This window comes from Microcoleus sp. AT8-A3 (assembly GCF_036705675.1).
Classification (GTDB): Bacteria; Cyanobacteriota; Cyanobacteriia; order Cyanobacteriales; family Microcoleaceae; genus Microcoleus.
The window spans coordinates 16,772-30,029 of the sequence record NZ_JAUBVD010000072.1 but is presented as its reverse complement, the minus strand read 5'-3'; the positions used below and the strand labels follow the sequence as shown (position 1 = coordinate 30,029).

At 46.8% G+C, this 13,258-nt stretch carries 8 protein-coding genes; 7 read left to right on the top strand and 1 reads right to left on the bottom strand.

What is annotated here, in order from left to right:
* Positions 1-151 precede the first annotated feature (151 nt).
* Positions 152-565 carry a hypothetical protein gene (locus QUB51_RS26855; protein ID WP_333054468.1) on the top strand — a complete coding sequence of 138 codons (414 nt, stop codon included), beginning with the start codon at positions 152-154 and terminating at the stop codon, positions 563-565.
* A 123-nt stretch (positions 566-688) separates the two neighbouring features.
* Here QUB51_RS26855 and QUB51_RS26850 read toward each other — a convergent pair whose 3' ends face one another.
* Positions 689-1,228, bottom strand: a complete 540-nt coding sequence (locus tag QUB51_RS26850) for a cyclic nucleotide-binding domain-containing protein (RefSeq protein ID WP_333054467.1) — start codon at positions 1,226-1,228, stop codon at positions 689-691.
* A gap of 658 nt (positions 1,229-1,886) precedes the next feature.
* On the opposite strand from QUB51_RS26850, the gene QUB51_RS26845 reads away from it, so the two are divergent.
* From QUB51_RS26845 to QUB51_RS26820, 6 genes are all read left to right on the top strand, one after another.
* Positions 1,887-2,996, top strand: coding sequence for a hypothetical protein (locus tag QUB51_RS26845; protein ID WP_333054464.1), 1,110 nt, complete (start codon positions 1,887-1,889; stop codon positions 2,994-2,996).
* A 238-nt stretch (positions 2,997-3,234) separates the two neighbouring features.
* The gene (locus QUB51_RS26840) at positions 3,235-3,639 is read left to right on the top strand and encodes a hypothetical protein (protein ID WP_333054463.1); all 405 of its coding nucleotides are present in this window, start codon (positions 3,235-3,237) and stop codon (positions 3,637-3,639) included.
* A complete protein-coding gene (locus QUB51_RS26835; protein ID WP_333054462.1) occupies positions 3,632-3,973 on the top strand; it encodes a type II toxin-antitoxin system PemK/MazF family toxin in 342 nt (113 codons plus the stop codon). Before QUB51_RS26840 ends, QUB51_RS26835 begins: the two co-directional genes overlap by 8 nt.
* Positions 3,974-4,037: 64 nt before the next feature.
* Entirely contained in the window at positions 4,038-7,289 is a 3,252-nt protein-coding gene (locus QUB51_RS26830; RefSeq protein WP_333211257.1) for an SMC family ATPase, read from the top strand.
* 387 nt (positions 7,290-7,676) lie between these two features.
* Positions 7,677-10,985 (top strand): PAS domain S-box protein, encoded by a 3,309-nt coding sequence (locus QUB51_RS26825; RefSeq protein WP_333054460.1) that lies wholly within the window; start codon positions 7,677-7,679, stop codon positions 10,983-10,985.
* 159 nt (positions 10,986-11,144) lie between these two features.
* Positions 11,145-13,019, top strand: a complete 1,875-nt coding sequence (locus QUB51_RS26820) for an adenylate/guanylate cyclase domain-containing protein (protein WP_333211253.1) — start codon at positions 11,145-11,147, stop codon at positions 13,017-13,019.
* Positions 13,020-13,258 lie beyond the last annotated feature (239 nt).

Sequence of the window (13,258 nt, the reverse complement as noted above, 5' to 3'; positions counted from 1 at the left end):
CTGGGGCCCATCCCACAAGAGTTATTTTTTCTTGTGGGATGGGCCCCAGAGCCCGTCCTAATTATTTTTGCAAGAGGTCTAGTCATTAGTCAGTAGTCAGTAGTTATCAACAGTTAACAGTCAACAGTCAAAAGTTAACAATTACTAATTTATGAACAATCCGATTATTTGGCTGCACGGTGACTGTTTGAGTCCTGAAGGCCCCGCTTTTCAAGCGCACCCACAGGCACCGGCTATCTGGGTTTGGGATGATGCGCTGATTGATGAATGGCAGTTGAGTCTCAAACGAATGGTGTTTATTTACGAATGTTTGCTGGAGTTGCCAGTAGTTATTCGGCGGGGCGATGTGGCTGCGGAAGTTATCGCTTTTGCGATCGAATCCGGCGCTAATCAAGTGGTAACTACCGAAAGTCCCAGTCCTCGCTTTCAGGATATTTGCGGGAAAATTAAGCGATCGCACCCAGTAGAAGTTTTGCCACCGGAACCCTTTGTCCGCTACGATGGTTACATTGATTTGAAGCGTTTTTCTCGCTATTGGCGCGTCGCTGAAAAATATGTTTTCTAATTAGGAATTGGGAATTTGTAATTGGAAATAGGTGTTCTTTTCTCTTCTTCCTTCTTCCCTCTTCCTTCTTCCTGAAATCCGTTACATCCGTTACAGAATCCGTTGCCGAACTTCCTTCTTTCTTCAACTCCCCTTCAAACGCTCCAACAGCCATTGAAATCTCGATGCCGCCAAATCGGGATTTTCGACATTTCCCCGGAGGGCGTCCTCGCCGTCGGGATCTTCATATATTAAACCATCACTATCATCGCCGAAGCGTTTGACTGTACCCCGCAGTCTCGACGACAGAAATTTGGTAATCGCCCGATAAAACCGCAGGGAAAAAAGCACGTCTTGCTCGAGTTTTTCAGTTAGCAGTCGCCGGGGAATTGACAGGATGAGGCACTCTTCAATTGCCGTGACGCTAGCAGAAGGAAGCCTCCCGTCTACAAAAGACATTTCGCCTAACACTTCCCCGGAAATAATTTTTCCAATTTCTTTGTCGCCCAAAGATGATACAGCAACGCTCAAAGTTCCCTCCAGAACTATGTACAGGGCGTCTAAGGGCTTTCCTTCGGCGATCAGGGTTGTGCCGGGGAGGACTTGGGTGCGGGTGCCGTTGGCGAGCATCCAATCGATGTCGCGATCGCTCAATTCGCCTAATATCACTAGAACTTTGCTCATAAAGTCAGGTTGAGATGAGATAATTTGTATTTTTTTACTTGTTTAGTTGCGTGCTGTTGTGAGATGGTCAGACCCTGAGCGAAAGCGAAGGCTAAACTTTACAAATAGAACACTAAATTTTACACAATTTTCATAATATTCAGTAATTTTGACACGATCGAGCCACAAATCTTTCTCGAATCGGTGGTATTATTCTACATTACTTGTCAGGAACCCTGCAGCAGCCGATCGCGTTGTATTAACTGCACTTGCTTGGGACGGCGGGGTTGCCCAAACTGTTTTAAAAGCTTGTTGTCTCTTGGTTTAGAGCTGGTGCGCCCTCAAAAACCGGATTTTTCCGGCGTGGCTGCGAGTGCAGCGCCCCCAAGTAAAGTATTGTAGGATGCAAGCGAGGCGAACGATCGACCCCTCAATTAAACAGGATTAAGGATGAAATCATCCCTAGGATTGATTTTTTGCCGATCGATCTGTAAATTAAAATTAGCCTCTAAACCCACCGTCCGTTCTTGAATCTAATCAGCTTGAGAGTTGACTATTCAACGGTAAAATGGCAATCTAGGAACAACACAACTCATATTTGTGTCTTTTTTTCCCAAAGCTCTCGACGTTCTCCCTCAAACACTTACACTTTTAACACACCCTTCATTGAGGAGTTGCTATGAATAGTCTATTTTCCAAGTCTACTTTTGCGTTAATAAATCTTGCAGCTTTAGCTGTTTGTTGCAGTACCATGTCAGCGAAAGCTGAAACTGGCAACTTGCCCGATGTCGCTACAACTGCAACAATCGCAGCTCAAAATATTGACCAAACTTCTGAGCCGACGGCAACTTCAGCAGTTAAACCCGACGCAGAAACAACGGCTAGTAATAAAAAAATTGATTCAATCAGTTGGAGCGAACTAACAGAAGCGGCAGAGCCAGCAGCCTCTGAACCTGCCGCCAACTTGCAAGTATCTATTGCTGCACCCGAAAAATCGGAAGCAGCAACATCTGAAATTGCTGAGACAGAAACAGCGCAAAATACATCCATTGCTGCTGAGACTCAAAAGTCGGAAGAAACCGCTAAAATTGCTGATAATGGTGTCAAAGTGCAGTCAACAGTCGAGACTGTCAAAAAGAGCGATCGACCTACCTCAATTGTTGCCCAGAGCAATAATCTTGAAGTAACAGCAACAAAGGAAGAAAAAGAAGTCCAAACAGCACAAGAATTGTTGAGCAATCCTGTCAGCACTTCCGCCTCAGCTCTGACAAACCAACCGAAAGTTGCCCAAAAACCTGCAACTGTCTCCGAAGCAACTGAAAAAGTAGCTCAAGGAACTCAAATCCGACCAGGCCGAGCAACCCGTTCTGGGCCCAGCTACATCGGCATTGGCGGCAATCTAGGTTTTGGCGGAGATTCAGCTTTAGGCGACGGTTCATTTGCGATTATTAGCAAAATCGGTTTGACGAACAATTTCTCGGTGAGACCGACTGTTTTGTTCCGCGACAACTTAGCTTTTCTAGTTCCTGTTACCTACGATTTTGTATCTCAAGAGACCGTGGAAGTCAGCGATGATTTTGTGATTACTGCTGCTCCTTATGCAGGTGCTGGCGTGCTAATTTCTACCGGTGATGACGGTACTTTTGGCTTCCTGATTTCGGGAGGTGTAGATGTGCCACTGTCGAGAAATTTTACAGCCACAGCCGGACTGAATATTGGTTTTGTAGACGGAGCTGAAGTGGGATTGTTGGTCGGTGTCGGCTATACGTTCCCGAATATTGCCCGGTAGTGTTGCTGTTTGAGCAAACGCATGACAAATAAATAAGCGCGGGGTTGGCTGTAGGAATACAGTCAACCCTTTTTGATGATGGAAAATCTGCCTATGCGATCAATGTAGGGTGCGCCATAAGCACAGAGCGGTAATGTAGGTTGCGTCATAAGCACAGAGCGCCGATAGGGATTTTTGTGAAAGATATAATGATGGTGCGATCGATCTTATATCTTGCACCATTTTCAATAAGCTTTTTATGGACGGGCTCTCCTGCCCATCCCACAATCAAATTCACTCTTTGTGGAACAGGCCGGAAAGCCTGTTCTTGAAAATGGTGCAACATATGAGATCGATCGCACTTTCTCACCAACCACCCGAAAAAACCGTGACCAAAACAGAAATCTTAGCAGCACTCAAAAATCTGACAGCAGAAGAACGCCTAGAAATCATCGAAACAGCTTCGCGGATGATGCGCGAAGAAATAGAAGAAAAAGCCCAGCGCAAAGCTGAGAGAAAACGCAGACTCAGAGCCGCAGCAGAAGCAGCGGTTCCTTTGTATGAACCAGGAGGGCCGCTGCACGATTTGTGGTCGCCCGACAGCGAACCGTATTTCGATTCAGAGGAAGAATACCTGAGCGCAGGGGTAGAAACTAATGCGTAAGGGCGAAATTTGGCTTGTCAAACTAGATCCAACGGTGGGAGATGAAATTGGCAAAACTAGACCTGTTGTGGTTGTCAGCGATGATGAATTGGGAAAGTTGCGGCTCAAAGTAATTGTTCCAATTACAGCATGGAACGATCTTTTTTCCCCGCTTGATTGGATGGTGCAGCTCGAACCGACCTCAGAAAATGGCTTAGCCAAACTCTCAGCAGCCGATACTTTTCAAGTCCGTTCCGTCTCCCAACAAAGATTTGTCCGACAACTCGGAACCCTGTCCGAGACAATTATGGAAGAAATTGCAGAAGCACTGACAATTGTTCTGGATCTAGATTGAATAACTAGGCAACAGCGTACAAATAGTGTTATTTATAGATAGATTGTATGGCGCGATGGCCTAAATGATTCCTATACAACTTACACTCAAAAATTTTCTCAGCTATCGCGAAGCTGCTTTAGACTTTCGCGGCCTGCACACCGCTTGCATTTGCGGGCCTAACGGTGCTGGCAAATCCTCCCTCTTAGAAGCCATATCCTGGGCACTTTGGGGCTGTTGTCGCAGCGATACGGAAGACGATATCATCCATATCGGCGAAACTGATGTGCGCGTTGATTTCACTTTCTCCACCGGCGGCCAAATCTACCGGGTGATTCGCAACCGCCGACGCGGACAATCGGGAAGTTTGGAATTTCAAGTAGCAACAAACCCCCCCTTCCCCCCCCTTGGTAAGGGGGGGCCACAAGAAGTGAATTCTTCCCTTGGTAAGGGGGGGCCACAAGAAGTGAATTCTTCCCTTGGTAAAGAGGAACCCGAAGAAGTAAATTCTTCTCCCCCCCTTAGTAAGGGGGGGTCGGGGGGGGTGAATTTTCGCACGCTCACAGACAAGGGGCTGAGAACAACTCAGCAAAAAATCCTCGAACACATCAAACTTGATTACGATACTTTCATCAACTCGGCGTATTTGCGACAGGGGCGAGCTGATGAATTTATGCTCAAAAAGCCGATCGAACGCAAACAAGTTTTAGCCAACCTGCTCAAGCTCGACTCCTACGACACTTTATCCGACCAAGCCAAAGATACGTCCAAACAATTTAAAGCTCAAGTCGATGTACTCAAACAGAGTTTGCTAACCGTACAAGAGCAACTGCAACAAAAAGAGACCATCGCCGCCGAACAAACTCAATTGCAGCAAGCAACCGATTTGCTTCAGCAGCAGCAGCAAGCCGACACAACCGAGTTACAGCAACTGCAACTCCAGCACCACAACCGTCAAACTTGGCAAAAACTCCTCGCCGGCCACCAGCAACAGCACTACAATATCACTCAAGAATGCCGCCGCTTGCAGCAAGAACTCAGCGCCGCCAAACAGCAGCAAAATGAGCTACAAGCCCTCTTAGTTCAAGAAAATGAAATAACAGAAGGAATTGCGTATTTCCACAGCTTGCAAGCCACAGAAGAGACTCTGGCTGGAAAATTTAAGGCAAACCAACAAGCCCAAAATCAGCGCCAGCAATTGCAAGAACAGCAGCGGCAAGAACTGAGCTTTTTGCAAAGCAAAATTCAGCAATTGCAAGCTCAATTAGATGTTTTAGAACAGGATGAAAAAGATGTTCTGGAAATTCTCAAACAGCAGCCGGAGGTTGACAAAGGACTCGCACAGTTGCAAGCAGTTCGATCGCGCCTCAACGAACTAGAGCAACTGCAACTGCAAGTTTCGCCGCTTCTACAACAGCAGCAGCAAAAGCAACAAAAGCTCGATCGCGCCCGCGCCGGTTTAACCGCCCGCTTAGAGGAAATCAACCGACAGGTGCAAGTTCAGCAGCAGCAGCGACAGCCGCAATTACAGCAGGAAATCTCGGCCATCGCCAATCAAATTTTGCAGTTGGAAAACAAGCGAGTTTATCAGCAGCGAGTCCGCGAAAAAGGTCAAGAAAGGCACGACTTTCTCGGAAACCTGCAAGCCAAAAGCCGCGACTATCAAACCAGACTCGCCGAGATCGACCAAAAACTGCAACTGCTGCGGAAACATGAAGGAGAAAAAACCGCAGGTGAAGGTAAAGCCTCGAATTTTGCGGAAAACGAGCCATCAAATTCGCATTTAATGGTGCGGGATACAAATTTTGGCAATTGTCCTTTGTGCGATCGACCTTTAGACGAACACTACTGGAATTTGGTAGTCACAAAACACCACACCCAACAGCAGGAAATCTGGAACCAACTGTGGGTTGTGCGCGAACAGTTAGCCGTCTCCGAGCGCGAAATTCAAGTCCTCAGACATGAATACCGCGAACTAGAAGAGGAATTAGCGCCCTACCAAGAATTGCGGGAACGTCGCAGTCATTTGCAAGCACAATTAGATAGCCTGAGTCAAGATGAAACTCGACTGCAGAGTATGCGTCAAGACGCGGCAGAAATAGAGCGGTTGCTACGCACAGGCGAGTATGCAGCGGAGGATTTGGGCGAACTCCAGCAAATCGAACAGCAACTGCAACAGCTCAATTACAGCGATCGCAGCCATTCCCTCGCCCGCAGCGATGAAAAGCGCTTGCGGTGGGCGGAAATTAAGCAAGCTCAAATCAAAGACGCTCAGCAGAAACTGAATAAAATTAATGCCCGTCGCCCGGATTTGCAAACTCAATTAGCCACCGTACAGCAACAGTTAGAACAGCAAAAAAACAGCTCGGAAATACAGCAGCAAATTCTATCTTTAGATAGATACATTGCGGAAATTGGCTATAATTTGGAACAGCACGAACACGTGCGGAGCGAAATGCGCCGATCGCAGTTTTGGATCGCCCGCGCCGAAAAATTGCGATCGGCAACTGTGCAGTATCCGCAAGTGCAGCAGCGGGTTAATGAAATAGCAAATTCCATCGCTGTGCGCGATCGAGATTTGCAAGCTGTCAGCGCTCAAACTTCCGCGATGAACCAGCAGTTGCAAGAACATCCCGATCCCACAGCGCGCATAAGTGCGATCGAACAGCAAATCAGTCGCCGCCGCCAGCAGCTAGACCAACATTTGGGCAGTCTCGGACGCCTCCAGCAGCAGCAGCAAAATCTGGAAACTCTGCAAGTTCAGCTAGTAGCTCAAAAAGAGCAAATGCAAGTTGCAAAACGCCAGCAGCGAGTTTATCAAGAGTTGGGTCAAGCATTTGGTAAAAACGGCATTCAAGCTTTAATGATTGAAAATGTTTTGCCTCAACTTGAAGCTGAAACAAATCAGATATTGTCGAGATTGAGCGCCAATCAATTGCACGTTCAATTTATTACTCAGCGGGCGGCTGCTTCTAAAAAAGCAACTAAATTGATTGACACTTTAGACATTTTAATTGCTGATGCTCGCGGGACTCGCGCCTACGAAACTTACTCTGGCGGTGAAGCTTTTCGGATTAATTTTGCGATTCGGCTGGCGCTGGCGAGACTGCTGTCTCAGCGGGCGGGTACGGCTTTGCAAATGTTGATTATTGATGAGGGATTTGGGACTCAGGATGCTGAAGGGTGCGATCGGCTGATTGCTGCAATTAATGCGATCGCCTCCGACTTCGCCTGCATCCTCACCGTTACCCATATGCCTCACCTGAAAGAAGCTTTTCAAGCCAGGATTGAAGTAAGCAAAACTGCTCAGGGTTCTTGCCTTAGCTTGTCAATTTAAAAGGGTTGATGAGCCGGATGGAAGGAGGAGAAGAAAAAAAGTTAAAAATCTCAGTATTTTCACCTTCTGTTTTCTTGCCGCCTTCGGTATTTTCACCTTCTGTTTTCTGGATAAGTGCCTCATGCCTTCGGTGATACTACTTACTTTCAAACAAAAAGGCAATTGTAGGCCCGTGCCCCAAACCATAATGGAATCAGTCATTGCCAATCTAAAATCTAAAATCTAAAATCTACAATGGTATTACTCCTTTCCCCGTCGGCTTTTTTGGGCTGCTGATTTTGTTAAAAAAGCTAAATTAAAAATAAAATTATAGAATAAGAATGGCTCAAGCTATTTATAATTTTCTATTGTTCTGTCCGCTCCCAAGGAGTTTGGATATTGCTACAGATGACAACAGACTCTTTCAACCTGTCTCTCCTAGAACGGGCGATCGCAGCGTCGAGCAACAGCATTCTCATCGCGGATGCTCGCAAGCCTGACATACCGATTATCTACTGCAATCCTGCTTTTGAGAAACTGACCGGTTACAGTGCCGAAGAAGTTATTGGACGCAACTGCCGATTTTTGCAGGGCCCAGATACCGATCAGGTCGAATTAAATAAACTCCGCCGCAGCTTGGAAGCGGGAACGGAAATTCAGGTAGTGCTCAAAAATTATCGCAAAGACAAAACTCCTTTTTGGAACGAATTAATGGTTTCCCCCATCTTAGACAATGAGGGAAAATTAACTCATTTTATCGGAGTTCAGAACGATATTAGCAAAAGAGTAGCAGCCGAAACTGCCAGGGAAGAAAGCGAAGAAAGATTGCGCGCGATTGCCAGTACAACTCCCGTGCCCCTGTTAATTACGCGCCTAGAAGATAGCGTCATTTTGTATGCAAATCCTGCTGTTGGTGAAAGTTTAGGTTTGAGTTATGAACAACTTGTGGGTGGAGAAAAAATTGACATCTATGCCAATATAAATGACAACATTCAACTACTAGAATTGGTCAAAAAGAATGGCTTTAGCGACCGCGAAGAAATCTGCCTCAAGAAAGCAAATGGCAGTTTTTTTTGGGTAAAAATGTCGATGCGAGCGATTAATTTTAATGGGGAAGCCGCAATTTTATCGGCATTTTACGATATTACCGCTCGCGTAGAAGCAGAAACAGCACTACGGCAAAGCGAAGCGAGGTTTCAAAAACTAGCAGCCAACGTTCCGGGAATGATTTATCAATTTCAGTTAGCAGCAGACGGCACTATGTCATTCCCCTACGTCAGTTCCGGCTGTCGCGAACTCTGGGAATTAGAACCAGAGGTACTGCAAAACTCAGCTATTCCCGCGCTCGAAATGATTCATCAAGACGATGCGCCAAGCTTCCATGAATCTGTTGCTATCTCAGCTAAAACTTTAGAGCCTTTGCGGTGGGAAGGCAGATTTGTTTTTCCGGGCGATCGGATTAAGTGGATTAGCGGGGCTTCCCGACCAGAACCGGGCGAAAAAGATAACATTATTTGGGACGGCTTGTTGATTGATATTAGCGATCGCAAACTTGCAGAATCAGCACTGCGGCAAAGCGAAGCCAGATTCCAAAAAATGGCCGCCAATGTGCCGGGAATGATTTATCAATACTTGCGGCATCCCGACGGTTCCGATGAATTCATTTATCTCAGTTCAGGCTGCTGGGAACTCTACGAATTAGATCCAGAAAAAGTTCAAGAAAATTCTGATTTAATGTGGTCAACAGTGCATCCAGAAGACCTAAAAAATTTGTTAGAATCTATCGCAATTTCCGGAAAAACTCTCAAACCTTGGATATATGAAGGGCGGATCGTAACCGGATCGGGAAAACTGAAATGGATTCGCGGCATAGCCCGCCCCGAACGGCAGCCTGGGGGCGATATACTGTGGGAGGGAGTGACAATCGACATCAGCGATCGCAAGCTAGCAGAAATCGCCCTGGGCCAGTCAAAAATCGCCCTGCAACAAGCCAATCAAGAACTTGAAAAGCGCGTCCGAGAACGCACGGAAGCCTTGGAAACATCCCAAAAAATGCTATGGTTAGTAATCAATAACATCCCTCAGTTAATCGCCTGGAAAGATCGAGATTTAGTTTACTTGGGAGGCAACAAAAATTTTGCCAAAGTCGCAGGTTTCAATCACCCCAGTGAAATCGCCGGTCTCACCGACTTCGATATGCCCTGGAAGCCGGAAGAAACAGAATTTTTTCGAGCCTGCGACCGCCGCATCATGGCAACCAACACCCCAGAATATCACATCATAGAATCCAAAATGCAAGCCGACGGCACCCAGTGCTGTCTGGATACAAATAAAATACCTTTACACGACAATTCCGGCAATGTTGTCGGCATTTTGTCTACCTTTGAAGACATCACCGATCGGCTTTCGCTAACAGCTAAAGTCCGGGCTAGCGAGGAACTATTTCGCACAATTTTTGAAGATGCACCCATCGCTATCTACTTAGCTAATTTAGATGATAACAAGTTAGTGAGAGTCAATAAAACTTACTGTGAAATGCTGGGATATACCGCAGCCGAATTGCTCGCCCAAACATTTATTGAACTTGGGCATCCCGAAGATTCTCCCAAAAATCTCCAAGTTGCTGATTCTCTTGAGCGGGGAGAAATTACTCACTATCAAATCGAACTCCGCCAGATTACCGCTACAGGTAAAATTGTTTGGGTAAATGTGACAGCTACTTTAATTCGAGACGGCGAAGGACAACCTATTTACAACTTAGGGATGATTGAAAATATAACCAATCGCAAAATTTCCGCCGCCGCACTCCAAGCTTCCGAATCTCAATTAAGAAAACAAGCCGCCCAATTGCAAGAAGCCTACGAACAACTACAAAACGCTCAAATCCAATTAGTTCAATCCGAAAAAATGTCGAGTCTCGGTCAGATGGTGGCTGGGATTGCCCACGAAATTAACAATCCCGCAACTTTTATTAACGGCAATATTTCTCACACTTATAACTATTTTCACGATTTAATTGAACTGTTAAGTCTCTACCAGGAATGCTATCCGTCCCCAGTACCTCAGATTGCTGAAAAAGTTAAGGAGTTAGAGTTGGATTTTCTGAAGGAAGATTTGCCGAAAATGCTGAATTCCATGAGAGTAGGAGTAGAAAGAATCAGTAATATTGTGTTGTCGCTGCGAAATTTTTCGAGACTGGATGAATCAGAAATGAAGTTGGTAGACCTTCATGAAGGAATTGACAGTACACTGTTAATTTTGCAGCATAGATTGCATCAAGCAAGTATAAAAAGCGGGATTGAAATCATTAAAGAATACGGAAAGATATCCAAGATATACTGTTGTGCGGGACAGTTAAACCAGGTTTTTCTCAATATTATAAGCAATGCGATCGACGCTCTAGAAAACCAACCGGAACCTCGGACGATCGTGATTCGCACCCTCATGAAAAAAGCTGGGTTGAAAAGCCACAGTAAAAGCCAGCTCAGTGATTGCGATCGCATTGTAATTTGCATCGCCGACAGTGGGCCGGGAATGAGCGAAGAGGTTCGCAAGCGGCTATTTGACCCGTTCTTCACCACCAAGCCCGTAGGGGCTGGAACCGGCTTAGGATTATCCATCAGCCATCAGATTGTGGTAGAAAAACATAAGGGAAGCCTGCGGTGCATCTCAGCGCCCGGACAGGGAGCGGAATTCTGGATTGAAATCCCCTGCTGAGCGATCGTCGATTAATCTAAAAGTTTAAATATCTAACTTTTAACTCCCAATTGCCGTCGGTGCTTGAGTTATCAGGGTTTTGAATTAACCGCACTCAGAGGCCGGAACAAATCGCACTCAGCGGTGTGCTAATCTGCTGCCCTTATTCGCTAGGCAAATATGCTGAAAAAACTACCTTTATCCTGGTCTCGCTACATTCCAGCCGGGTTGACGCTGGGTTTGGGTGTGGGACTGTCGCTTCTCACATTCGCCTTGGTTTGGGACTGGGAAGACAAGCGCCGCGACTACGAAATGCACCGCCGCATTGACGATATTTCGATCGGCATCGAACGCCAGCTCAACTCCGACTTAGATACTGTTCTCGCCCTCAGCGACTACATGAAAGCCTTCAACACCGTCGAGCGTTCCTCTTTTGCCCGGTTTGTCGCCCGTCCCCTATCCGTCCACCCCAGCCTGCAACTCCTGGCTTGGGCCCCCCGCGTCCCCCAGGACGAGCGACGCAACTACGAAACCAAAGCTAGAACCGAAACCGACCCCAGCTTCGAGATTACAGAGCGTGGCCCGCGAGGAGAACTCCGCAAGGCCCTCCAGCGTTCCGAATACTTCCCGGCTTTCTACGTCGAACCACCAGCCGGAAACGAGACAGCATTCGGCTTTGACCTCGCCTCCCACCCAGAAATCCGCGCTGCGCTCGATCGAGGACGCGATACAGGAGAAATGATTGTCACCAACTACATCGGCTTAACTCAAGGCAATTCCCCGGAACTAGGTCTTTTGGCCATAGTTCCGATTTACGAAAACAGCAGTAACCCGACTACCCTGGAATCCCGTCGCCAACTGCTACAAGGATTTGTTCTGGGCGTATTTCGAGGCAAAGATATTTTCCAAACCTCTTTAAAAGGACGCAATACCGAATACCTCAATATTTATCTCGTTAGCGAGGCTCCAGACAAGCAACAAGCAGCGTCACTGTTACCCCAAACGGCCAACCCGGTTCTCAAAAATCTCCCTGCTGAGGGCCAAATTCAGCAATTTGCGGTGCAGTTCCAATCCGCGAGCCAACAAGTGCTTCCAGTATCAGCCACTGCTGACCGATCCCTCATGCAAAACTGCCCAATTCTTGACAATCCAGGCCCGAACTATACAGCTTGCAGAAGGCGGCTGAAAATTAGCGGCCGCCAGTGGTCTATGTACGTGTCTGCAACGCCGGAAATTCGCCGGATTCGCAAGCACTGGCGCTCTTGGGGAACTCTGACGATGGGGATGCTGTGGACTCTGATTCCGGTGACATATATGCTGACATCTTTGAGTCGCACCGCCCAAATCGAAAAGCTAGCCGGAGAAAGAATTCGCCAAGCCGAACAGTTGCAGGCTGCTTACCTACAGTTGGAACTCGAACAAGCTAAATCCGAGCAACTGCTGCTCAACGTTTTGCCTGCTGCGATCGCCCTGCGTTTGAAGGATAATGAACACAATATCGCCGAAAGTTTTGCGGAAGTAACTGTGATGTTTGCCGACATTGTGGGGTTTACAGAGCTTTCGTCGAGAATTTCAGCGACGGCGGTGGTGGAAGTGCTCAACGATATTTTTTCGGCTTTTGACCACTTGGCCGATCGCCACGGTTTAGAGAAAATTAAGACTATTGGTGACGCTTACATGGTTGTCGGCGGTTTGCCTACAGCCAGAGAGGATCATGCCGAGGCCGTTGCGAACATGGCGATCGATATGCTGCACGAAATTAGGCTGCTGAGTTTAGAACATTCGGAACCTTTCAGCATTCGGATCGGGATTAGCAGTGGGCCTGTCGTTGCCGGCGTTATCGGTTTAAAAAAGTTTATTTACGACCTCTGGGGCGACACAGTAAATATTGCTTCGCGCATGGAATCCCACGGGATTACCGGCTGCATTCAAGTCACCGCCGAAACCTACGAGAGATTAAAAGATAAATATACTTTTCAGAAGCGCGGCGCCATTCAAGTTAAGGGCAAGGGATACATGGTTACTTATTTACTGACTGGGAAAAAAGATTATTGACAATCAAGCATCCGGGATACAAGCCCCCGGATTCATTCGTCCAGAAATAAAAAACCTGTATCCGATGAAACTTGCCCCCCAAATTTATCCGTGGGGTCAGTCGATTTTAGATTTTAGATTTTAGATTTACCCCACAGATAAATCTGGGATCTTGAACTAGGGTCTAAAAATTTTATCTTTCCACGACAGGAGTACGTGGCACGGTATCCGTTTTTGGGCTGGGTCAAGGCTTCTATTCT

Coding starts and splice junctions, on each gene's coding strand:
- QUB51_RS26855 (WP_333054468.1), top strand. CDS start 152: ATGAACAATCCGATTATTTGGCTGCACGGTGACTGTTTGAGTCCTGAA.
- QUB51_RS26850 (WP_333054467.1), bottom strand. CDS start 1,228: ATGAGCAAAGTTCTAGTGATATTAGGCGAATTGAGCGATCGCGACATC.
- QUB51_RS26845 (WP_333054464.1), top strand. CDS start 1,887: ATGAATAGTCTATTTTCCAAGTCTACTTTTGCGTTAATAAATCTTGCA.
- QUB51_RS26840 (WP_333054463.1), top strand. CDS start 3,235: ATGGACGGGCTCTCCTGCCCATCCCACAATCAAATTCACTCTTTGTGG.
- QUB51_RS26835 (WP_333054462.1), top strand. CDS start 3,632: ATGCGTAAGGGCGAAATTTGGCTTGTCAAACTAGATCCAACGGTGGGA.
- QUB51_RS26830 (WP_333211257.1), top strand. CDS start 4,038: ATGATTCCTATACAACTTACACTCAAAAATTTTCTCAGCTATCGCGAA.
- QUB51_RS26825 (WP_333054460.1), top strand. CDS start 7,677: ATGACAACAGACTCTTTCAACCTGTCTCTCCTAGAACGGGCGATCGCA.
- QUB51_RS26820 (WP_333211253.1), top strand. CDS start 11,145: ATGCTGAAAAAACTACCTTTATCCTGGTCTCGCTACATTCCAGCCGGG.